The sequence below is a fragment of the Pseudomonas fluorescens genome (genome assembly GCF_012974785.1).
Lineage (GTDB): Bacteria > Pseudomonadota > Gammaproteobacteria > Pseudomonadales > Pseudomonadaceae > Aquipseudomonas > Aquipseudomonas fluorescens_BT.
Genome location: NZ_CP027561.1, coordinates 3,150,328 through 3,170,008 on the forward strand (window position 1 = coordinate 3,150,328; position 19,681 = coordinate 3,170,008).

General features: G+C 60.1%; 17 protein-coding genes. 10 read left to right on the top strand and 7 right to left on the bottom strand.

Annotation, left to right across the window (positions count from 1 at the left end):
- Positions 1-211: 211 nt before the first annotated feature.
- Positions 212-973, top strand: coding sequence for a hypothetical protein (locus tag C6Y56_RS14050; protein ID WP_169430397.1), 762 nt, complete (start codon positions 212-214; stop codon positions 971-973).
- A gap of 22 nt (positions 974-995) precedes the next feature.
- Here the strand turns inward: C6Y56_RS14050 and C6Y56_RS14055 are convergent, their stop codons facing one another.
- From C6Y56_RS14055 to C6Y56_RS14065, 3 genes are all read right to left on the bottom strand, one after another.
- Positions 996-2,291, bottom strand: coding sequence for an OprD family porin (locus C6Y56_RS14055; protein ID WP_169430398.1), 1,296 nt, complete (start codon positions 2,289-2,291; stop codon positions 996-998).
- A 79-nt stretch (positions 2,292-2,370) separates the two neighbouring features.
- Positions 2,371-3,705, bottom strand: coding sequence for an ATP-binding protein (locus tag C6Y56_RS14060; protein WP_169430399.1), 1,335 nt, complete (start codon positions 3,703-3,705; stop codon positions 2,371-2,373).
- Positions 3,702-4,427, bottom strand: a complete 726-nt coding sequence (locus tag C6Y56_RS14065) for a response regulator (RefSeq protein WP_169430400.1) — start codon at positions 4,425-4,427, stop codon at positions 3,702-3,704. Before C6Y56_RS14065 ends, C6Y56_RS14060 begins: the two co-directional genes overlap by 4 nt.
- Before the next feature lie 147 nt (positions 4,428-4,574).
- Here C6Y56_RS14065 and C6Y56_RS14070 point away from each other — a divergent pair, with 147 nt between their 5' ends.
- Complete coding sequence (locus C6Y56_RS14070) at positions 4,575-4,901, top strand: hypothetical protein (protein WP_169430401.1); 327 nt, start codon at positions 4,575-4,577, stop codon at positions 4,899-4,901.
- Complete coding sequence (locus C6Y56_RS14075) at positions 4,901-5,581, top strand: DUF3313 domain-containing protein (RefSeq protein WP_169430402.1); 681 nt, start codon at positions 4,901-4,903, stop codon at positions 5,579-5,581. Before C6Y56_RS14070 ends, C6Y56_RS14075 begins: the two co-directional genes overlap by 1 nt.
- Before the next feature lie 11 nt (positions 5,582-5,592).
- Here C6Y56_RS14075 and C6Y56_RS14080 read toward each other — a convergent pair whose 3' ends face one another.
- Together C6Y56_RS14080 and C6Y56_RS14085 are read right to left on the bottom strand one after the other, a co-directional pair.
- Complete coding sequence (locus tag C6Y56_RS14080) at positions 5,593-6,891, bottom strand: carbohydrate porin (protein WP_169430403.1); 1,299 nt, start codon at positions 6,889-6,891, stop codon at positions 5,593-5,595.
- A gap of 83 nt (positions 6,892-6,974) precedes the next feature.
- Entirely contained in the window at positions 6,975-9,380 is a 2,406-nt protein-coding gene (locus tag C6Y56_RS14085) for a glucose/quinate/shikimate family membrane-bound PQQ-dependent dehydrogenase (protein ID WP_169430404.1), read from the bottom strand.
- 280 nt (positions 9,381-9,660) lie between these two features.
- Here C6Y56_RS14085 and C6Y56_RS14090 point away from each other — a divergent pair, with 280 nt between their 5' ends.
- Together C6Y56_RS14090 and C6Y56_RS14095 are read left to right on the top strand one after the other, a co-directional pair.
- Complete coding sequence (locus C6Y56_RS14090; protein ID WP_169430405.1) at positions 9,661-10,875, top strand: aldose 1-epimerase family protein; 1,215 nt, start codon at positions 9,661-9,663, stop codon at positions 10,873-10,875.
- Positions 10,876-11,086: 211 nt separating this feature from the next.
- Positions 11,087-11,746 carry a carbonic anhydrase gene (locus C6Y56_RS14095; protein WP_169430406.1) on the top strand — a complete coding sequence of 220 codons (660 nt, stop codon included), beginning with the start codon at positions 11,087-11,089 and terminating at the stop codon, positions 11,744-11,746.
- Positions 11,747-11,882: 136 nt separating this feature from the next.
- Here C6Y56_RS14095 and C6Y56_RS14100 read toward each other — a convergent pair whose 3' ends face one another.
- Positions 11,883-12,590: a cupin domain-containing protein gene (locus C6Y56_RS14100; protein ID WP_169430407.1), complete on the bottom strand. Its 708-nt coding sequence runs from the start codon at positions 12,588-12,590 to the stop codon at positions 11,883-11,885.
- A 60-nt stretch (positions 12,591-12,650) separates the two neighbouring features.
- Positions 12,651-13,505 (bottom strand): GNAT family N-acetyltransferase, encoded by an 855-nt coding sequence (locus C6Y56_RS14105; protein ID WP_169430408.1) that lies wholly within the window; start codon positions 13,503-13,505, stop codon positions 12,651-12,653.
- Between the two features lie 592 nt (positions 13,506-14,097).
- Between C6Y56_RS14105 and C6Y56_RS14110 the strand changes: the two genes are divergently transcribed.
- The 5 genes from C6Y56_RS14110 to C6Y56_RS14130 all read left to right on the top strand — a co-directional run bounded on the left by C6Y56_RS14110 (position 14,098) and on the right by C6Y56_RS14130 (position 19,681).
- On the top strand, positions 14,098-14,766 hold the full coding sequence (locus C6Y56_RS14110; RefSeq protein WP_085730903.1) for a haloacid dehalogenase type II: 669 nt from the start codon (positions 14,098-14,100) through the stop codon (positions 14,764-14,766).
- Between the two features lie 32 nt (positions 14,767-14,798).
- Positions 14,799-16,073: an NAD(P)/FAD-dependent oxidoreductase gene (locus C6Y56_RS14115; protein WP_169430409.1), complete on the top strand. Its 1,275-nt coding sequence runs from the start codon at positions 14,799-14,801 to the stop codon at positions 16,071-16,073.
- A gap of 94 nt (positions 16,074-16,167) precedes the next feature.
- Positions 16,168-17,805 carry an ABC transporter substrate-binding protein gene (locus C6Y56_RS14120; protein WP_169430410.1) on the top strand — a complete coding sequence of 546 codons (1,638 nt, stop codon included), beginning with the start codon at positions 16,168-16,170 and terminating at the stop codon, positions 17,803-17,805.
- Positions 17,806-17,852: 47 nt separating this feature from the next.
- Positions 17,853-18,809 carry an ABC transporter permease gene (locus C6Y56_RS14125; RefSeq protein ID WP_169430411.1) on the top strand — a complete coding sequence of 319 codons (957 nt, stop codon included), beginning with the start codon at positions 17,853-17,855 and terminating at the stop codon, positions 18,807-18,809.
- The gene (locus tag C6Y56_RS14130) at positions 18,806-19,681 is read left to right on the top strand and encodes an ABC transporter permease (RefSeq protein WP_169430412.1); all 876 of its coding nucleotides are present in this window, start codon (positions 18,806-18,808) and stop codon (positions 19,679-19,681) included. The genes C6Y56_RS14125 and C6Y56_RS14130 overlap by 4 nt, the downstream gene beginning before the upstream one ends.

A 19,681-nucleotide genomic window follows, 5' to 3' on the forward strand; every position in this document is an offset into this window, starting at 1 on the left:
GCTGTTTGATACCTGATGTTTTTGATCGGATGTGCGCTCATGAGTGCATAAGCGCGATTTTACAGCGTGCCATCAATGTGACATCATCCGAGGGATTGCACCGCCTTTCTTTGGAAGGCTTTTTCCTGTTTCCTGCATTTTCGACCCATTTCACTTGTGCCAGCGCAGTGCTGCGTAAAGACTATTTCGGCATGAAAAAACAACTTCAGGGATGACTGTTTTGCTAAAAAAAATATTGATCCGATTGGGAGCCGCCATTGGCGTAGCGATTGCGCTGTCCGCAGTCATGCTCTTTGTTTGTACAAACGTGCCGATGGTATGGCGTTCGATCTTTCCAAACGACACGCTTGAAACCGTCGATAAATCAAAAGTGGTCAAGAAGGCCATGCTCGGTGAGGCCTGCAACAAGGAAAACAGTACCTGCAAGAAGAATGTCTTGATCATTTTGGGGGCCATTGACGACGGTACCGTTAAAGCAATCGAACAACTGGCTGAAAAGGAGACATTCGATACAGTGTGTTTCGGCAGCCCCGGTGGCAGTGCCGGGGTCGCAACACGTATAGGACGCTGGATAAAGTCCAATAACTTGAATACGTGTATGGCCGAGCATTACAAACTCGAGGGTGGAATAGATGTTTCCAACGTTGAATGCCAATCCGCCTGCCCGTATCTCTTGGTGATGGGCAAAACAAGAACCGCACTTGGAAGTGATTTCAATATTGGAGTTCACAGTTCAGGGGTTCCGTTGGACTTTTGCGTATGTCGGTTCAAAGTCAACGAATTCTGGCCCTATGTTTCCACTTCGGACTATCGAAAAATGCTGGAAGGCTCCGATGAAGCCGAGATTCACCTACGCCTTCTCAGTGACAGTCTGGAGGTGGACTCGACATCCATACATAGACTGACTCAGTCTGAACTCGAAAAGTACGCGGTATTCAACGCCTATGGCGCGGTGGATCCCTCGGCTCGCTAGGGTAGCTGTTGATCAACCGTTTTCAGAACGTGAGCGGGTACTGAATCACCACATAGATCCGGTCAATGTCATCCCCCGCCTGAGCACTGTTGGCCCGGTGCGAGACGTGGGACAGCTGAACGGAAAGATCCTTGGCGGCACCGGACTGGACGATGTAGCGAAGATCGATGTCGCGCTCCCAGTGTTTGCCGCCATCCCCTTGCTGTGGTTGGTATTGACCGCTGTCCGGGTCGAACGGATTGTAGGCGCCGCCCTTGGGCGCGTGGGTACCGTCGATGTGGCTGCCGGAGACGTAGCGGGTCATGAAATTCAGGCCGGGAATGCCGAACGCACCGAGATCCAGATCGTAGCGGGCTTGCCATGAGCGCTCGTGGGCGCCGTTGAAGTCGGCGTATTTGATCGAGTTGGCGAGGTAGATCGAGTCGCCGCCGACGAAATCGAACGGTGTGTCACCGTTGATCCGTTGCCAGCCAAGCATCACCGCGTGCGGGCCGAAGGCGTATTTGCCCGAGAGGCTGAACGCGGTGTTGTCGATTTCACCGGCCAGTGCCTGCCCGGTGTCGCGGGTGTGGTAGACGTTGGCATCGAGCAGCACGCCGGACTGTTTGAAATGCAGGTTGGCGTAGTACTGGTGCCAGGTTTCGCTCAAGTCGGACGCGTATAGCGCGCCACCTACAGGGCTTTCACTGAACAGGTCTGCGCCGATGAAGCTGATTCCGCCGGCCTTTGTACTGGCGCCGTAGCCCTGAAAATCGCCTTGGCCGGAAGAACTGTCCTGATTCTTGAACGCGGTGAAATGCCCGGCCACCAGATTGACGTTGTCGATTTCACGGCTGTTGAGCAGAAACCCGGTGGCGTACTCCGGTTGCAGGCGTTTGTCCGAGGTGTCGAACACTGGCGTCTCGACGGTCATTTCGCCGAAGGCGAGGGTGGTGCGCGAGGCCTTCAACTTGAGTGCCCCGCCCGCGCTGGAGTAGTCGCTTTCGCTGCGACCTTCGCTGTCCACCGGCAACAGACCGGTGCCGGAATGTCCCCGGCCACCGTCCAGTTTCAAGCCATAAAAGGCATGGGCATCGAGGCCAAAACCGACTGTTCCTTCGGTGAAACCGGATGAGAAGGTGCCGATAAAGCCTTGAGCCCATTCCTGTTTGTAGTTCTTGCCACTGGGCGAGGGCGAGCGGTAGTCGTTGCTCAGAAAGAAATTGCGGCTGAGCACTTCGCCTTTGGCGTCATCCAGAAAACCGCTGGCCAGGGCTGTGTTGACGGCACCACCGAGCAGCAACGCGAGTGTGATGCCCGAGGGCGGAAATCCTTTCATGTGTCAGTGACCGGCGTAAATGGAATGTCGCCGGATTGTGGTGCCGGTTGCCTCTGAATGATTGAGCGGGTGTGCTGTGTCAATCGACAACCGGCAACTCGACCCTCGCCACCAGCCCCGAGCCCTTGCGATTGCTCAAGGTCAGTTCTCCACCCTGTTCACGCACGATCGCCCGGGCCGCCGATAGGCCGAGGCCGACGCCGCCGGTTTCACGGTTGCGCGAGGTTTCGAGGCGCAAGAACGGGTCGAACACCCGTTGCAGCGCGTCCTCGGGAATGCCCGGGCCCTCGTCGCAGATTTCGATGCAGATGGAGCGTGTGTTGCGACTCAGCGCGATGTGCGGGCGCTCGGCGTATTTCACGGCGTTTTCCAGCAGGTTGACGATCACCCGCTTCAGGCTCAGCGGCCGGCCGTCATAGACCAGATGGGCCGGGCCGTTGAAGTCGATGAGGACGTTCTGGTCGCGGTAGTCGTCGAGGATGGTTTGCAGCAACTCCGACAAATCGAACGCCGTCGGTTGTTCAAGCCGTGTGCCTTCACGGAAAAACGCCAGCGCGGCGTTGATCATCGATTGCATTTCTTCGATGTCGCGAATCATTTTCTGCTGATTGTCCAAGTCTTCCATGAACTCACTGCGCAGGCGCATCCGGGTCAATGGCGCGCGCAAGTCATGGGAAATCGAGGCAAGCATGTGAGTTCGCTCACCGATGAAGTGCTGGATCTGCGCCTGCATCGTGTTGAAGGCGATGATCGCCTGACGGATCTCGTGGGGGCCTTCGATATCGATGGGGGGCGCGTTCAAATCTTTGCCAAACCGCCTCGCGGCGCCGGCAAAACGCTGCAGCGGATTGGCCAGTTGGCGCGTGGCAATCCAGGCGACCAGCAACGTGGCGACCAGGCCCAACGCGATGATGACCGCGATCCGGGCATCCAGGCTCAGTCCCCAGCTGCGTTCCGGTGGCGTGAATGTCAGCCAGCTGCCATCGGCCAGAGGCACGAGGGCGACGTAATGAGCCTGCGCACTGCCTGGTGGCCAGTCGTCGGGGTTGAATACTTCGATTTCCCGGTCATCGCCGAGCAATTGCCGCAGCGCAGGAACCTTGCCGGTCTCGACCGGTTCGCCGTCCCCGGGCAGATTGAACTGGCTGCGTTGCGCACTCCATAACACCTCAAGCGTCGAACTGCTGGCCGCGTTTGCCAGCTGAGGGCGTAATTGAGCGGGGGCCGCCTCGATCACGCGAGTGCTCGCCGCAATCCGTTCCAGTAGTCCGGTGCGTTCGATGGGGGGACGGGCCCAGGTGCCTGCCACCTGCACGAACAGGGCATTGAGAATCAGCGAGGCGAGCATGGCCGCAATGATCGTCAGGGCGATCCGGCGACTGAGGGTGTCGCGCGGCAGGATTCGACCGATCATGAGCGGCTGACCTTGACCGTGAACATATAACCGCCGTTGCGCACGGTACGGATCAGGTCCGGGCGTTTGCTGTCCGGTTCGATCTTGCGTCGCAGCCGGCTGACCTGCACGTCGATGCTGCGATCAAACGCATCGTGGCCCTTGCCGTGGGTCAGGTCGATCAGTTGCTCACGGGTCAAGATGCGTTGGGGATGCTCGAGAAAAACCAGCAGCAGGTCGAATTCTCCGCCGGACATCGGGATCATCACACCGTCGGGCGAGCGCAGTTCGCGGCACGTGATGTCCAGGTGCCAACCGGCGAAGGTCATGACCGGACGGGTCGGTTCGCTGGCGGGATGACTTTGCTCGCCGGCGCGACGTTGCAGGGCGCGCACCCGGGCCAGCAATTCCTGGGGGGCGAAGGGTTTGGTCAGGTAATCATCGGCCCCCAGTTCCAGACCGACAATCCGGTCGCTCAGTTCAGCCATGGCCGTCAGCATGATGATCGGGATCCCCCTCTGCGCACGGATTTTCTGGCACAGGCTCAAACCGCCTTCACCCGGCAGCATCAAGTCGAGAATGATCGTGTCCGGTCGCGCCTGTTCGATGGCGGCCCACATGGCCTGGCCATCCGGTGCCACATCGACCTCGTAGGCGTGCTGAACGAAAAACTTCTTCAGCAGGGACAGAATTTCCACGTCGTCGTCGACGATCAGCAATCTGCTCACGTTTGCAGGACCCATGTACCCAAAAGAGGGCATCTAAAACCATTTCGTGGCCAGGGTCATTTATTTCAATCGAGCAACATTCCTTCAGCTCGGACATCAGCCGGACATCGTCGGGCAAAAAACCTCGGGCACTCTGCCGGCATTCCATCCAAGGGGGTTCATATGAAGGATATGAAAAGCGCTTATTCCACTCAGAGTCATGGCGCCGTGCGCCCATTGATCCTGACCCAGCGCACCACAAGCAGCGTTCTCAACGCGCCGATCTTTTTCCAGGAAACCTGCCTGGGGATCGCTCCGGATCAAAGCCAACTCGTCATGCGCCGCTACTTCGAGCGCTTCAGCCCGACCGACAGTCATTGGGTGGAATACATCCACACGATTCCCACGGCCGAATTCATTCACTGGATCATGACCCATGGCCAGTTGCGCATCGAGTGTTCTGAAAATACCCCGTTCGGCCAGGTTCAGACCGCTGGGGAAGCGCATTGATGAGAAACAGTCATTCGCTGGCGTTGTTGTTTGCAGCGACTTTGAGCCTGTCGGCCTGCAGCAGTAAAAAAGTCGAGCCTGAACTGTATTCCGGGTTTCTCAACGACTACAGCATGTTGAAGGAGCAGCAGACGCCGTCGGGACAGACGATTCTGAGTTGGGTCAGCCCGGCGTTGGCGAAGGGGCGTTACACACGGATTTACCTGGCGCCGAGCCAGTTCTATCCGCAGGTCCAGCCCACGGGGCGGATTCCGCAGAGCACCTTGTCAGGTGTGACCCGCTACTACGACGCAGCCCTCAGGCAGGAACTGGGCAAAACGCTGCCGCTGGCATCCGGGCCCGGCCCGAACACGCTGGTTGTGCGGCCAGCCATCACGCAAGTCGCCGCCAGCACCCAGAGCCTGCGGTACTACGAATGGCTGCCGATCACGCTGGTTGCGGCCGGAGTGAGTACGGCTGCGGGCATTCGTGATCAGGACAGTGAGATCGCCACGGAAGTGTCGATCGAGGATGGATCCACCGGCGAGGTGGTGGCGAAAGTCGTTCGCAAGGGCATGGGCGTGCCGCTGGAAAACGACAAACAGGTGATGACCGCGGAGAACGTCAAAGGCGTGCTCGACGGTTGGGCCACGGACTTGAGTCAGTCGTATGTCGTGGCCCGCAAAGTAACGTTGCGCTGACAGCGGCGAGGTCAGAGACTTGCTTTCACCTGCAGTCCAAACACCAGTGCATTATCGATGTCCTGCCCGGAAAACGCGCCCGGCTCGATGATGTACTGCAGGTTCGGTCGCAGGGTCAGCCATGGCGTGGCCTGGTAGCCGTAACCGAGTTCGATCAGCTGTTCAGCGCCGTCGATATTGGAGAGCGGTGTGCCGTTGGCCAGCGCGGCGTCTTGTTGCACGTCGCGACTGCGCGGGTTTTGCACGGCGCGACCGTAGCCCAGTGCGACGGTGTCACGCGGGCGGCCTTCGAACGGTTTGTACAGGACCACCCCGGCGCCATACCACTTGCTGAACGGCGAAGCCGCTTCGCTGGCCGCCGAGTATTGACCGAAAGCGTGCAGGCTGCGGCCCTCCGACGTTGGCGAACTCCACACCGCCTGATCAATGAGCAGGTAATGGCCGCCGCGACCGGACACTTCCTTGTCACTGCCGATGCGTTTCACGTCGGAGCTGTCGTAGTAATAACCGAGCTTGTACTCGCCGGGCAGCGTGCCCGCGTGTTTGTAGACCAGTTCGACAGGCACCACGGTGCCGGTGGTGTGTTTCGGCCCCAGGTGCCAGGCGCGGCTGGAGTTGCCGTTGCTTTCGGGATCGACGTTGAACGCGGCGACGCGCAGTTGCCATTCCGGCGACAGGTCGTATTTCACCCGCACGCCCAAGTGCGCGTTGGGATAGTTGGTCCAGCCGCTGCCGCCGGACATGTTCAGCGGATGGCCGCAGAAGCCGGCGTTCATGAAGTTGCAGAGAATGCCGCTGTCGAGGCCGCCGAGGTCGTTGCCCATGGCCATGTAGCCGAGTTTGACGTTCAGCGCCGGTGTGAACAGCGTGCGCTCGTAACTCAGTTCAGTCAGACGCGTGTAGAGGCCGCCGTAGTTTTCCTGGATCGGCAGACGGTTGCCGACCAGATCTTGCGAGGCGCTGTTGCCGCGACGGTCGTTGATGGTCAGCTGGACCTTGCCGGCGTTGTCCACGCCATAGATTTTGCTCAGATCAAATTGCGCGCCGAGCTTGATGTTCTGTGAGTAACGGGCTGAGCGGTGCTTGCCGCCGTCGGCGTTGTAGGCGGTTTCGCCGGTGTAATCGCCGGTGAACTTGACGCCGTCTTCGTCGAACTGGTGGCGCAGGCCACCCCAGTCGCCGGTCAGGGTATTGCGGGTGAAGACGTTCGAATCGGTGTCAGCGAAAGCGGGCAGGGCGGCGCTACAGGTGATACCGAACAGCACGCCGGTGAAGATGCCGGTGTGGGAAAAACGAACAACGAATGACATTGCTGAAATCCAGAGTTGGGGACATGAAACGACGCGACACCCGAAGGTGTCGCGCACAAGAACGTGAAGGAGGGCGCAGTGGCTTACGGCAGGGCGTAAGCCATTACGTAGTCGCCACGATCGGTCGACTGACGGGCGCCACCGGCGGTGATGACCACGTACTGTTTGCCGGTTTTCGGCGACACATACGTCATCGGGCCACCCTGGCTGCCGACCGGCAGGCGGGCTTTCCAGATTTCTTCACCGTTGTTGCTGTTGTAAGCGCGCAGGTAGAAATCCTGGGTGCCGGCGATGAAGATCAGGCCGCCCTGGGTCGACAGCGTGCCGCCGAGGGTTGGCAGACCGATCTTGATCGGCAGGTGCATGCGGATGCCGAGCGGGCCGGTGTCTTCAACGGTGCCGACCGGAACCTGCCAGGCGACTTTCCGGGTTTTCATGTCGATAGCCGTCAGCGTACCGAACGGCGGGGCCTGGCACGGAATGCCGGCGACCGACAGGAAGCGGTTCTTGTTCACGGCGTAAGGCGTGCCTTTCAGTGGCACCGCGCCCATTCCGGTGTTCAGCGCTTCGCCACCGGAAGAGGCCTGAGCCTTGTTCTGCGACGGAATCATCTGAATCCACAGGCCCAGACGCATGTCGTTGACGAAGATGAAACCGTGCACCGGGTCAGTGGAGATGCTGCCCCAGTTCATGCCACCCAGCGAACCCGGGAAGCTCAGGGATTTGTCAGTGCCTGGCGCGGTGTACAGACCGTCGTAACGCATCGACTTGAAGTCGATCCGGCACAGCAACTGGTCGTACGGCGTAGCGCCCCACATGTCCGACTCGGTCAGGTGCTGGGCACCGATCTGCGGCATGCCCACCGATTTTGGCTGGGTCGGCGAGTACGGCTCGTTGGGGATATTGGCTGCCTTGACCGGCACTTCTTTCACTTCGGTCAACGGTTTGCCGGTGGCGCGATCCAGCACGTAGATCTGCCCGGCCTTGGTGCCGATCACCAGCGCCGGCACGGTTTTGCCGTCCTTGGTGAAGTCGATCAGGCTTGGTTGCATCGGCAGGTCGAAGTCCCAGAGGTCGTTGTGCACGGTCTGGTACACCCACTTTTCTTCGCCGCTGTTGGCGTCCAGCGCCAGGATCGACGCGCCGTAGGTGTGATCGAGTTTGCTGCGTTCCACGCCGTAGATGTCGGTGGAAGAACTGCCCATCGGCAGGAATACGGTGTTGGTTGCCGGGTCGTAAGACATCGGCGCCCAGCTGTTCGGCGTGCTGCGAACATAGGTCTTGCCGTCGGCAGGTGCCTTTTTATCCTGCGGGTTGCCCGGGTCGAACGCCCAGCGCATGGCGCCGGTCATCACGTCGAAGCCACGGATCACGCCGCCCGGCATGTCGGTCTGCACGTTATCCGCCACGCGACCGCCAACGACCACGGTCGTGCCAGCCATCAGCGGCGCGGAGGACAGTTGATAGTAGCTGTCCGGGACATCACCCAGACCGGCCTTCAGATCAACCTGGCCGTTGTTGCCGAAACCCTGGCAGAACTCGCCGGTGGCGGCATCGACTGCAATCAGACGGGCGTCGATGGTGTTGGTCAGCAGACGGCGCGTGCAATTGGCGACGGGAGCGGTCGGCGTGTCGGTTACCGGCGAGCTGGCCGTTTTGGCGACGGCTGCGCTGGCATCGAAGTAGGCCATGCCACGGCAACGCTGCCAGACTTTGGACTTGGCGTTGATCGCGTTTTTCCAGAGTTCTTTACCGGTGTCGGCATCCAGCGCAATCAGGTTGTTGTGCGGGGTGCAGATAAATACTTTGTTGCCGATCTGCAGCGGGGTGAGCTGGTCTTCGGCGCCATTACCGTCGCTCTCGGCGATGTCGCCGGTGTGGTAGGTCCACGCGACTTTCAACTTGTCGACGTTGCTGCGGTTGATCTGGTCCAGCGCAGCGAAGCGGCTGCCACCTTCGGTATTGCCGTAATGCGCCCAGTCTTTCTGCGCCTTTTCCGGCTCAACCGGTGTGAGGCCCGGGCCGGTGCCGGTAGGGGCGACGGTCGGGTGCGCGACGAACATGTTGCCGGCAGCTACCGCGAGTCCAACCGCCAGAACAGCCGCAACGCCGTAAGCGCCGCGACCTGCAACGTCACCATTGGCGCGTTTGAGCAGCGGATAGACCAGCGCAACCACCAGCCCCACGGCGCTGAACATGAACAGGCGCGAGAACACCGGCCAGAACACCAGCCCTGCATCGATCACGGCCCAGATGGCGGTTCCAACCAGAAACGCCGCGAACAGCCAGGCACCGGCAGGCTTGCGCCGCGCAATCAGCAGACCGGAGACAGCCATCGCCAGACCACCCACCAGGAAGTACCAGGAGCCTCCCAGGCTGACCAATTTCACACCGCCAGCGGCCAGTGCCAGGCCGAGCAGGGCGATGATCACCCCGAGCCCGACCAGAATGAATGTTGATATGCCCGAGAGGCGTTGACTCTGCTTCACGTTGAATGTCCCGTTGAAATGAGGCGGGCATTATATCGTTAGGTAACTACCTAGTTAAATCACTAATTTTGAATGCAGTGTGTAAACAGCTAAATCGCGCGCCTGATTGGCGACGGGCCAGCGCCGACTGAAGCGGCGGATTTGCGGCATTGGATCGACTCGATATTGCGATTTGGCCCAAGTCTTTGTTGGTATTACCGGTGTTGTGGCACTTTTCAAGCTTGCTGAAACGTTTCATCGCGTTTATAAAAATGGCACAACTCCAAAAAAGGCTACTGCCATGACCCCGCTCAAACTCGTCGTTGCCCTCAGCACACTGTCCGCTGCCTCCCACGCCATGGCCTGGGATTACGTTCTGCTCGACACCGACAAAGCCGCCCAGAACTGGCAGATCACCAGCCAGCAACTCGGCCTGAAAACCGACAAACCCTTCAGCGTTACCCTGCGCACCTTGCATGGCGGTCGGCAGGAGGGCGTCAGCATCGTCGACATCGATAACGGCACGATGAAACTCTCGGTAGTGCCGACACGGGGAATGAACGTCTTGCAGGCTTCGGTCGGCAATGTGCGCATGGGCTGGGATTCGCCGGTCAAGGAAGTGGTCAATCCGTCCTTCATCGAACTCAATGGCCGCGGCGGTCTGGGCTGGCTGGAAGGTTTCAATGAACTGGTCACCCGCTGCGGATACGAATGGGTCGGCCACCCCGGCGTCGACAACGGCGAACTGCTGACCCTGCACGGTCGGGCCGCCAACATTCCAGCGAACAAAGTCACCCTGCACATCGATGAAACTCCACCGTACGCCATCACCCTGCGCGGTGAACTGAAAGAGCAGGCGTTCAAGAAGGTCGACTTCTCCGTCGCCACCGAACTGGTCACCGAACCCGGCAGCGTAGTGTTCGCGCTCAACGACACGCTCACCAACAACGGCGACTATCCGAAGGAATACCAGGCGCTGTATCACAGTAACTTCAGCACCCCGTTCCTGGAGCAAGGCGCTCGTTTTGCCGCGCCGGTGAAACAGGTGTCGCCGTTCAACGACAAGGCCAAGGGCGATCTGCCCGAATGGCAAACCTACCGCGCACCGACCAAGGACTACGATGAAACGGTTTACAACGTAGTGCCGTATGCCGATGCCAAGGGCGATACGCTGACCGTGTTGCATAACAAGGCCGGCAGCCTGGGCGTTTCGGTCGGCTTCAATACTCAGACACTGCCGGTGTTTTCCCTATGGAAAAACACCGATACCCAAGGCCAGGGGTATGTCACGGGGCTGGAGCCGGGGACAAGCTTTTCCTACAACCGCCGTTATCAACGGCCACTGAACCTGGTACCCACAATTGGGCCGAAGGAACACAAGCAGTTCCGCATCAGCTACAGCTTGTTGGTGGATAAGCTGGCTGTGGATAAGGCCTTGAAACAGGTGAGCGAGATTCAGGGTGGGCGGGAAACTGAAGTGCGGCAGACGCCGCTGGTTGATCTGACCAAGGAGTGAAGGGCAGACCTCGCCAAGGGGCAATGCAAGGTCTGTGTGTCGGAGCCGATGCTGGAGGGGGGAGGCGGCTGAGGCGGATGCTTTTACACTGTTCCTGCGCAATCCGCATGCTATCAACGCATGCGGCGTCTGCGATAATGACGACTCAGTGAGGTGCAAAGGCATGTCGAATACTCGTCTCGGCATCTGAAATTAGGCTTTGGAGAACCCCATGCGTGACATTATTGATGGCTTTCTGCGTTTTCAACGCGAGGTGTATCCACAACGCGTCGAGCTTTTCAGGCAGCTCGCGACCGAGCAAAACCCGAAGGCGTTGTTCGTAACATGCTCGGACAGTCGTGTAGTACCTGAACTTCTCACACAGCGCGAACCGGGTGAGCTGTTCGTGATCCGCAACGCCGGCAACATTGTGCCGTCGTATGGTCCTGAACCGGGCGGTGTTTCGGCCACAGTGGAATATGCGGTTGCAGTGCTCGGTGTACGGGACATCGTGATCTGCGGCCACTCGGATTGCGGAGCGATGGGCGCGATTTCACGCTGCACATGTCTGGATCACCTTCCGGCCGTTGCAAACTGGCTTCGCCATTCGGACGCCGCGAAAGCGATCAATGCTGCGCATGAGTTCGATACGCCGCGTGCCAAGCTGGATGGCCTGGTTCGTGAAAACGTGATCGCACAACTGGCGAACTTGCGGACTCATCCATCGGTGGCGCTTGCGCTTGAGCAAGGACGCTTGAATTTGCATGGCTGGGTCTATGACATCGAGGCGGGTTGCATCGATGCACTGGATGGCGCGACTCGGAGCTTCGTCAAGCTTTCCGATTCACCGGCGACCGTGGCAGTCGCTGCGCGCAACGTCGATCAGTTGTAGGTCAGGGCGCAGATATCTTCGTTTCGGCCAATTCCAGAGAGAACGTTCCTGGGGAATAACAACGCGGGCGCCCCTGAAGGGGGGCGCTCTGACTTGGCTGGAACGGGCGTGATAACACTGTTATTTCTGGCGGACGCTATTTAACCGCATACACTTTGCGTACATAGCGCGTGCTTTTCCAGGCGCACGGCGCACCGCGCGCAACAAACACGCTGTCGCCGGTATTGACGGTCACGCTCAACCCCTCAGACGTCTGCAACGTTACGGTTCCTTCGATCAGATACATCAGCTCATTGAGCTTGTGCGGGCGACCGTGACGTTCGTAGGGCGTCGAGTCCCACACGCCGACACGCAGATCGGTTGTGGCATCTTCGAAGGCATTACGTGACCGGCATTGCGGGGTTGGACCGATCAGAATCTGTTGTTCCGGCGCGGCGGAGGGAGACAGGTGCGCCAGCGGGTCGAGCAAGGTCAGGCCAGGCGTCGCGCCTTGGGTGGCCATGGCGCAAAACGCCCACCGGGTGCCGGTCTGTGCTTCGATCCGCACGTCCGTGCCCCGGCCGATGACCGCGCTGGCGCCGACGGCCAGTACCAGTGTCCGCTCCCGGGTTTTCAACGTCACGTGCCCCGCATGAACCACGATCACCTCGGTGTGCGGGAAGTCCTTGATATCAAGGCTTTCGCCTGCTTCGACGATGCCGGCAGACGCACCGTCGCTCCCTGACCAGGCGATCTGACGTCCGGTCGAGAAGGGGTCGGCAGCGTTCAAGGATTGCTGTTTGAAAGAGGTGTCGACGCGACTGCCATCGGCGCGAGCCAACAGCATGATGCAAGGTTCGAACATACGGGTGACGCTCCAGTTATTGAGAGATTTTTTGGGCAGGGACGAGTTCAAACCCGATGATCAGCCAATGGCTTGAGTGACCAGGGCAAACTGCCGAACGCCGTTGCTTGCTTGCGGTGCCGGACCGCGGGACATTTGTGCCACGGTGTCGACCTTTTTCAGGCCGGCGCCTTCCAGCCAATCGGCCAGACCACAATCCGCTGGAATATCGATGCGCACAAAGGCGTCCGGTACCTTGGCCAGCAATGTCGTGATCAGGTGTTGGGCCTGCTCAAGGTTTTCGGCGATCAATGGGCCGATGCAACGACCGCGACCGAACGGGCGCAGCAGGGCGAAGGCGCGCAACTGACCGTCGCGCACGATGCCCACCGAATGCTCGACGACAGCGAACAGATCGGTGAGCACCGCTTGCCGATCCAGTCCGCTCCCGGCATTGGCCAGTTCCAGCACCCGCGCATGATCCGCTTCGCGCAGTGGGCGGCATTCTTCACCGTCTGCCAATGGCCCGGGCAGGGCAGCTTGCACCTGGCCCTGATGCTGCTGAATTCGGCCAAACTCGACAAAACCCTGGCTGGCATACAGCGGTGCGCCGGCCACGGTTGCATTCAATATCGCCGTGCTTGACTGGCAAGCCTGCAGCGCGTGTTCCATGAGCTTTCGCCCGATGCCCTGGCCTTGGTAATCGTCACTGACAATGACCAGGCCAATAGTCGTGAAATCACCTTGCGGGCAGGCGAACGCGGTGCCGATCAAACGTTCGCCATCAAGTACGACAAAGCCCTTGCTGACCCTTTGCAGCATGGCCCAGTCGTCGAGTCGATGGGGCCACTTCAATTGCACGGACAGTGCATGGGCCTTGGGCAGGTCGTCGGCAGTCATCGGCCGATAGACGTAGGACGGACGCGGGGTAGACATGGCGATTCTCCGATAAAGAGTGTGCGCTTACGCCGTTTTTTCCGGCGAGATGACGCCTGTATCCCATCTGGATGAAAGCCTGACAAGGGGGGAGGGAATATTCGGCAGATTCCGCGAAGCACAGTCCCGAAGACCACACTTACTACTTAATTGCGGCCTTGTGCCGGCAGCAAATGCTTGGGCTTTTTTACCCTATAAAAGGCTTGTACCGAGCCTTGTCGTTCAAGGCGCAGGATGTGCCTTCAATCACTTCAATTCAGAACCGGACCGACGTGTGCCGCAGCAACCGACACGCTCCTGCGAGGGGGCGCAGTTTCTGCGGGCAAAGTCGATATCCGAAATCCACAGCGGCTGATACAGGTCCATAAGAGCGCATAAACCGGGGCTTTGCCCAAGGCTGGAGCGCACCGCAAAGTCTGCTGAGCAGCGTGAGCAAAACGGTGATTTGTATCGAACGGAGGTCGCTTTTAACGCCATCTGCTGATTTCACGGTGTTGTAATGACGGTGTGCTGCAGCGTTGCATCGCTACTGCGCAATCCAGGCAAATGCTTGTAGCGCCATTGACCTCAACGAACTTCAGGAACGCACTCAATGAGCTTTCTTCGCCCCAAATTCATTACCTTCGACTGCTACGGAACGCTGACCAATTTCCACATGGGCACGATGACCCGCGAACTCTTCGCTGATCGCGTACCCGCCGAGCAGATGGATCAGTTCGTCAAGGATTTCTCGGCCTATCGCCTGGACCAGGTCATGGGCGACTGGATGCCGTATGACGAGATTCTCAAGACCGCTCTGGCGCGTACCTGCAAGCGCTGGGGAATCGAATACCGCGAAGAAGGCCAGCTGTATTACGACGCCGTTCCGACCTGGGGTCCGCACCCGGACGTACCGGCCGGCCTGTCGAAAATCGCCGACAAGATTCCCCTGGTGATTTTCTCCAACGCCAGCAACAGCCAGATCATGTCCAACGTCGAAAAACTCGGCGCACCTTTTCACAAGGTCTTCACGGCCGAACAGGCACAAGCCTACAAACCACGTCTGGCGGCGTTCGAGTACATGCTCGACAACCTCAACTGCGGCCCGGAAGACATCTTGCATGTGTCCTCCAGCTTCCGTTACGACCTGATGCCGGCCCACGACATGAAGATCAAGAACAAGGCCTTCGTCGCCCGCGGCCACGAAGTACCGGGCAATGCCTTCTACAGCTACCACCAGATCCCGGACATCGGCGGTCTGGCCGGGCTGGTCGGCCTGTAACGACATCCTCATTGGCAAAGGCGGGATTGAACATGGGCAGTGAATCCTACTGGCTCGACAGCGCACCGGCCTTCACCGGCGCACAGCTCGGCGGTTTGCCCGGGCAAGTCGATGTAGCCATCGTCGGTGGCGGTTTCACCGGGCTGGCGGCGGCCCGGGCCCTGGCGCTCAAGGGCGCCAGTGTGGTGGTGCTGGAAGCCGGGCGGGTGATCGGCGAGGCTTCGGGACGCAATGGCGGGCAGTGCAACACGGGGATGGCGCAGGATTACGCCAGCCTCAGCGCCAGTCTCGGTGCCGATCGGGCGAGAGCCTATTACAAGGCTTACGAAAGTGCCGTGCAAAGCGTTGTGTCGCTGGTTGAGCAGGAGCAGATCGCCTGTGACCTGTTGCGTAACGGCAAGCTGAAACTGGCGGCAAAACCGCTGCACTACGAAGGGTTGGCCCGCACCTGCGAGCTGATTCGTAACGAAGTCGATGCCGATGTTGAATTGCTGTCTGCCGAACAGACCCGCACCGAAGTCAACTCTGCGCAGTTCCATGGCGGCCTGCTGCAGCGCAATGGCGTGCAGATGCACGTCGGCCGTTTCGGTGTCGGTCTGGCAGAAGCGGCGGTGCGTCACGGCGCACTGATTCATCAGGGCACCTCGGTGCTCGACTGGAAAGCCCGCGCCGGCGGTTATCAGGTCAACACCAGCAAGGGTTCGCTGCACGCCGGGCAGGTTCTGCTGGCGACCGGCGCCTGTCAGCACGGTGGTCTGGGCTGGTATCGGCGGCGGATTGTGCCGGTGGGCAGTTTCGTGATTGCCACCGAGGTTCTGCCTCAGGCGCTGATCGATCAGCTGCTGCCGGGACGCCGCGCTTATGTCACCAGCCGAATGATCGGTAACTACTTCCGCCTGACCCCGGACAACCGCTTGCTGTTTGGCGGGCGTGCGCGGTTTGCCATGTCTGACAGTGTCAACGATGCCAAGAGCGGCAAGGTGCTGCAGGCGGCAATGATCCAGATGTTCCCGCAACTGGCAGGCATCAGGATCGATTACTGCTGGGGCGGCCTGGTAGACATGACCTCCGACCGTTTGCCGCGAGCCGGCCAGCACGGCGGCGTGTTCCACTCGATGGGCTACAGCGGCCACGGCGTGCAGATGTCGGTGCACATGGGGCAGGTCATGGCCGACGTGATGGCCGGCAATGCCGAGGCCAACCCCTGGCGTGAACTCGACTGGCCGGCGATCCCCGGGCATTTCGGCAAGCCGTGGTTCCTGCCTTTGGTGGGCGCCTACTACCGCTTTCAGGACTATTTGCACTGAGTTGATGTTGTGGCTTCACCGTCGTTTGCGTTTCCAGGACGTTCCGGTCAACCGGAACACTTGAGCCTTCTTGATTTCGACAGGTAGCACTGAAATGACTGATCACAAGAACGATTCACCGTTGATCTCAGGCGAAGAAAGCCTGCGGGTGTTCGAAGGCCTAAATCGCGGCATGTCACGCCGTCACGCGTTACAAATGCTCGGCGTGGCCGGCGTAGCGGCTGCCGGCGCCGGCAGCCTGTTCGGTGCCGCCGGCAAGCTGTTGGCTGACGATACGGCGACGCCGGGCAAAGGCAAGCAGGGTGGGCGGATACGCGTCGCCGGCATGTCCAGCTCCACCGCCGACACCCTCGATCCGGCCAAAGGCGCGCTGTCCACCGACTATGTGCGGCACTACATGTTCTACAACGGCCTGACTCGTTTCGACGCGCACCTGGTACCGCAACTGGAACTGGCCGAGCGCATCGACAACACCGACGCGACGTTGTGGACGATCACCCTGCGCAAAGACGTGACTTTTCACAACGGCAAAACCCTCAGCGCGGCCGACGTGGTGTTCTCGCTGTCACGACACAAGGATCCGCTGACCGGCTCCAAAGTCATGCCGCTGATGGAGCAGTTCGCCGAAATCAAGGCCACCGGCACCAACGAAGTACAGATTCGCCTGACTGCGCCAAACGCCGAATTGCCGTCGATTCTGGCCGTCTCGCATCTGCTGATCGTTCCCGAAGGCACCACCGACTTCAACCAGGGCATTGGCACCGGACCGTTCAAGGTCAAGGAGTTCAAACCGGGTGTACGTTCGGTTGCCGCACGCAACACCGGTTACTGGAAGCCAGGCCTGCCGTACCTCGACGAAATCGAATTCATCGCCATTGGCGACGAGCCGTCGCGGGTCAACGCGCTGCTGTCCGGCGACGTGCACATGATCAACGAGGTCAACCCGCGCTCCACCGACCGGATCAAGGCCAGCGCCAGGCACCGGGTCGTTGATGCGCCGTCGGGCAACTACACTGATTTGATCATCCGTCAGGATCAGATGCCCGGCCAGAACGCCGATTTCACCCAGGCGATGAAGTACCTGCTCGATCGCGAACAGATCAAGTCGGCGGTATTCCGCGGCTTTGCCGTGGTCGGCAACGACCATCCGATCGCGCCCGGCTCGCGCTACTACAACAGCGACCTGCCACAAACGGTCTACGACCCGGAAAAAGCCAAGTTCCTGCTGAAAAAAGCGGGCATGGAAAACATCAGCATGGAGCTGTTTGCGTCGCCTGCCGCAACGGGTTCCGTGGATATCGCAGTGCTGTTGCAGCAGTCGGCCAAACAGGCCGGGCTCAAGCTCGACGTCAAGCGCCTGCCGAGTGACGGCTACTGGTCCAACCACTGGATGAAGCACCCGATCAGCTTCGGCAACATCAACCCACGGCCGAACGCCGACGTGATGTTCTCGCAGTTCTTCCAGTCGAAGGCGCCGTGGAACGAGTCCGGCTGGAAGAACGAGCAGTTCGATCAGTTGCTGATGCTCGCCCGCGGCGAAACCGACGATGCCAAGCGCGGCAAGATGTACGCGGACATGCAGACCCTGGTGCACGACCACTGTGGCATCGGCATACCGGTGTTCATCAGCAACATCGACGGCGTCGATCAACGGATCAAGGGCTACGGCAGCAACCCGCTCGGCGGTTTCATGGGTTACATGTTCGCCGAGCAGGTCTGGCTGGACGCTTGAACAGAGCCGTCGAAATGAACGGCAAGCCAGGTGCAGGAGGGTAGGCGATGAATAGCAACACACTGTGGTTGATCGGACGGCGGCTGGGCGCCGCGATCGTGACTTTGTTGATCGTATCGATGGTCGTGTTCGCGATCACGGCGGTACTGCCGGGAGACGCGGCGCAACAATCCCTTGGCCAGTTCGCCACCCCGGAACAGGTGGCGGCACTGCGCCTGAAACTGGGGCTCGATCAACCTGGTGTGGTGCGTTACCTGCACTGGTTGATGAGCCTGCTCGGTGGCGATATGGGCGTGTCGGTATCCAACGCAATGCCGGTCGGTGAGCTGATGGCCGGGCGCGTGCCCAACACCCTGATGCTGGCGGCCGCCACGGCGCTGGTGTCGGTGCCGGTGGCGCTGGTTCTCGGCATCGGCTCGGCGATGGGGCGGGGCGGACGGATCGACAGTGTCCTGAGTTTCACCACCCTGGCCATGGTCGCGGTGCCGGAGTTTCTGGTGGCGACCCTCGCGGTGTTGATCTTTGCGGTAAACCTGGGCTGGCTGTCGGCGCTGTCCTATGCCAGCGACATCACTTCACCGTGGCAATTCATGCGCACCTACGCCTTGCCGGTGATGACGCTGTGCTGCGTGATCGTTGCGCAAATGGCACGGATGACGCGCGCCGCAGTGATCGACCAGCTCGACAGCCCCTACGTGGAGATGGCCCGGCTCAAGGGCGTCAGTCCGATCCGCATCGTACTGCGTCACGCGTTGCCCAATGCCATCGGGCCGATTGCCAACGCGATTGCGCTGAGCCTGTCGTATCTGCTCGGCGGGGTGGTGATTGTCGAAACCATCTTCAACTATCCCGGCATCGCCAGCCTGATGGTCGATGCCGTGACCAACCGTGACATGGCACTGGTGCAGGCCTGCACCATGTTGTTCTGTACGGCTTATCTGGGTCTGGTGCTGATTGCCGACCTGTGCGCGATTCTGTCCAATCCGAGGCTGAGAAACCAATGAACAATCTCATTGTGAAATCGACGCCCGCAGCCCCCGATCTGTCAGCCGGCAAGGTGTCTCACGGGCCCGCGTGGCTGGGACTCATCGGCGCCGCCATCTGCGTTATCTGGCTGCTGGTTGCGTTGTTCGGCCCGTGGCTGGCGCCGCACCCGGTCGGCGAGGTGGTCTCGGGCAACGTGTTCGACAACATCAGCGCGTTGTACCCGTTCGGCACTGATTATCTGGGCCGCGACATGCTCAGCCGGGTGCTCGTCGGCGCACGCTTCACCGTGGGCCTGGCATTGATTGCGGCGGTGCTGGCCAGTGCGCTGGGCACCGGTTGCGCGCTGCTGTCGGTGGTGTCGCCAAAGTGGCTGGACGAAGTGATCAGCCGCTTGATGGACGCCTTTATCTCGATCCCGAGCAAGATGCTCGCGTTGATCATGGTCTCGGCGTTCGGCTCTTCAGTGACCCTGCTGATCAGCACGGCGGTGTTGAGCTTTGCTCCGGGCGCGTTCCGTATCGCCCGCAGCATGGCAGTGAACATCGAAGCGCTGGAGTATGTGCAGGTCGCCCGGACCCGTGGCGAGCGCCGCTTGTATATCGCTTGCGTGGAGATCCTGCCGAACATGCTCAACCCGGTGCTCACTGACCTGGGCCTGCGGTTCGGTTTCATCGTGCTGCTGCTCAGCGGCATGAGTTTTCTAGGGCTGGGCGTGCAACCGCCGGATGCCGACCTCGGTTCGCTGGTGCGGGAAAACATCGGCGGCCTCAATCAGGGCGCCCCGGCCATCGTCATCCCGGCGTTGGCCATCGGCACCCTGACCATCGGCGTGAATCTGTTTATCGACAGATTGTCGTCGCGACGCAGTCGCCGCACGGGAGGCCATTGA

Excerpts from the sequence above, each read along its gene's own strand:
- C6Y56_RS14075 (WP_169430402.1), top strand. The coding sequence starts at position 4,901 with ATGAGAAACAGTCATTCGCTGGCGTTGTTGTTTGCAGCGACTTTGAGC.
- C6Y56_RS14110 (WP_085730903.1), top strand. The coding sequence starts at position 14,098 with ATGAGCTTTCTTCGCCCCAAATTCATTACCTTCGACTGCTACGGAACG.
- C6Y56_RS14100 (WP_169430407.1), bottom strand. The coding sequence starts at position 12,590 with ATGTTCGAACCTTGCATCATGCTGTTGGCTCGCGCCGATGGCAGTCGC.
- C6Y56_RS14055 (WP_169430398.1), bottom strand. The coding sequence starts at position 2,291 with ATGAAAGGATTTCCGCCCTCGGGCATCACACTCGCGTTGCTGCTCGGT.
- C6Y56_RS14130 (WP_169430412.1), top strand. The coding sequence starts at position 18,806 with ATGAACAATCTCATTGTGAAATCGACGCCCGCAGCCCCCGATCTGTCA.
- C6Y56_RS14105 (WP_169430408.1), bottom strand. The coding sequence starts at position 13,505 with ATGTCTACCCCGCGTCCGTCCTACGTCTATCGGCCGATGACTGCCGAC.
- C6Y56_RS14060 (WP_169430399.1), bottom strand. The coding sequence starts at position 3,705 with ATGATCGGTCGAATCCTGCCGCGCGACACCCTCAGTCGCCGGATCGCC.
- C6Y56_RS14080 (WP_169430403.1), bottom strand. The coding sequence starts at position 6,891 with ATGTCATTCGTTGTTCGTTTTTCCCACACCGGCATCTTCACCGGCGTG.
- C6Y56_RS14095 (WP_169430406.1), top strand. The coding sequence starts at position 11,087 with ATGCGTGACATTATTGATGGCTTTCTGCGTTTTCAACGCGAGGTGTAT.
- C6Y56_RS14125 (WP_169430411.1), top strand. The coding sequence starts at position 17,853 with ATGAATAGCAACACACTGTGGTTGATCGGACGGCGGCTGGGCGCCGCG.
- C6Y56_RS14090 (WP_169430405.1), top strand. The coding sequence starts at position 9,661 with ATGACCCCGCTCAAACTCGTCGTTGCCCTCAGCACACTGTCCGCTGCC.
- C6Y56_RS14065 (WP_169430400.1), bottom strand. The coding sequence starts at position 4,427 with ATGGGTCCTGCAAACGTGAGCAGATTGCTGATCGTCGACGACGACGTG.
- C6Y56_RS14070 (WP_169430401.1), top strand. The coding sequence starts at position 4,575 with ATGAAGGATATGAAAAGCGCTTATTCCACTCAGAGTCATGGCGCCGTG.
- C6Y56_RS14120 (WP_169430410.1), top strand. The coding sequence starts at position 16,168 with ATGACTGATCACAAGAACGATTCACCGTTGATCTCAGGCGAAGAAAGC.
- C6Y56_RS14050 (WP_169430397.1), top strand. The coding sequence starts at position 212 with ATGACTGTTTTGCTAAAAAAAATATTGATCCGATTGGGAGCCGCCATT.
- C6Y56_RS14115 (WP_169430409.1), top strand. The coding sequence starts at position 14,799 with ATGGGCAGTGAATCCTACTGGCTCGACAGCGCACCGGCCTTCACCGGC.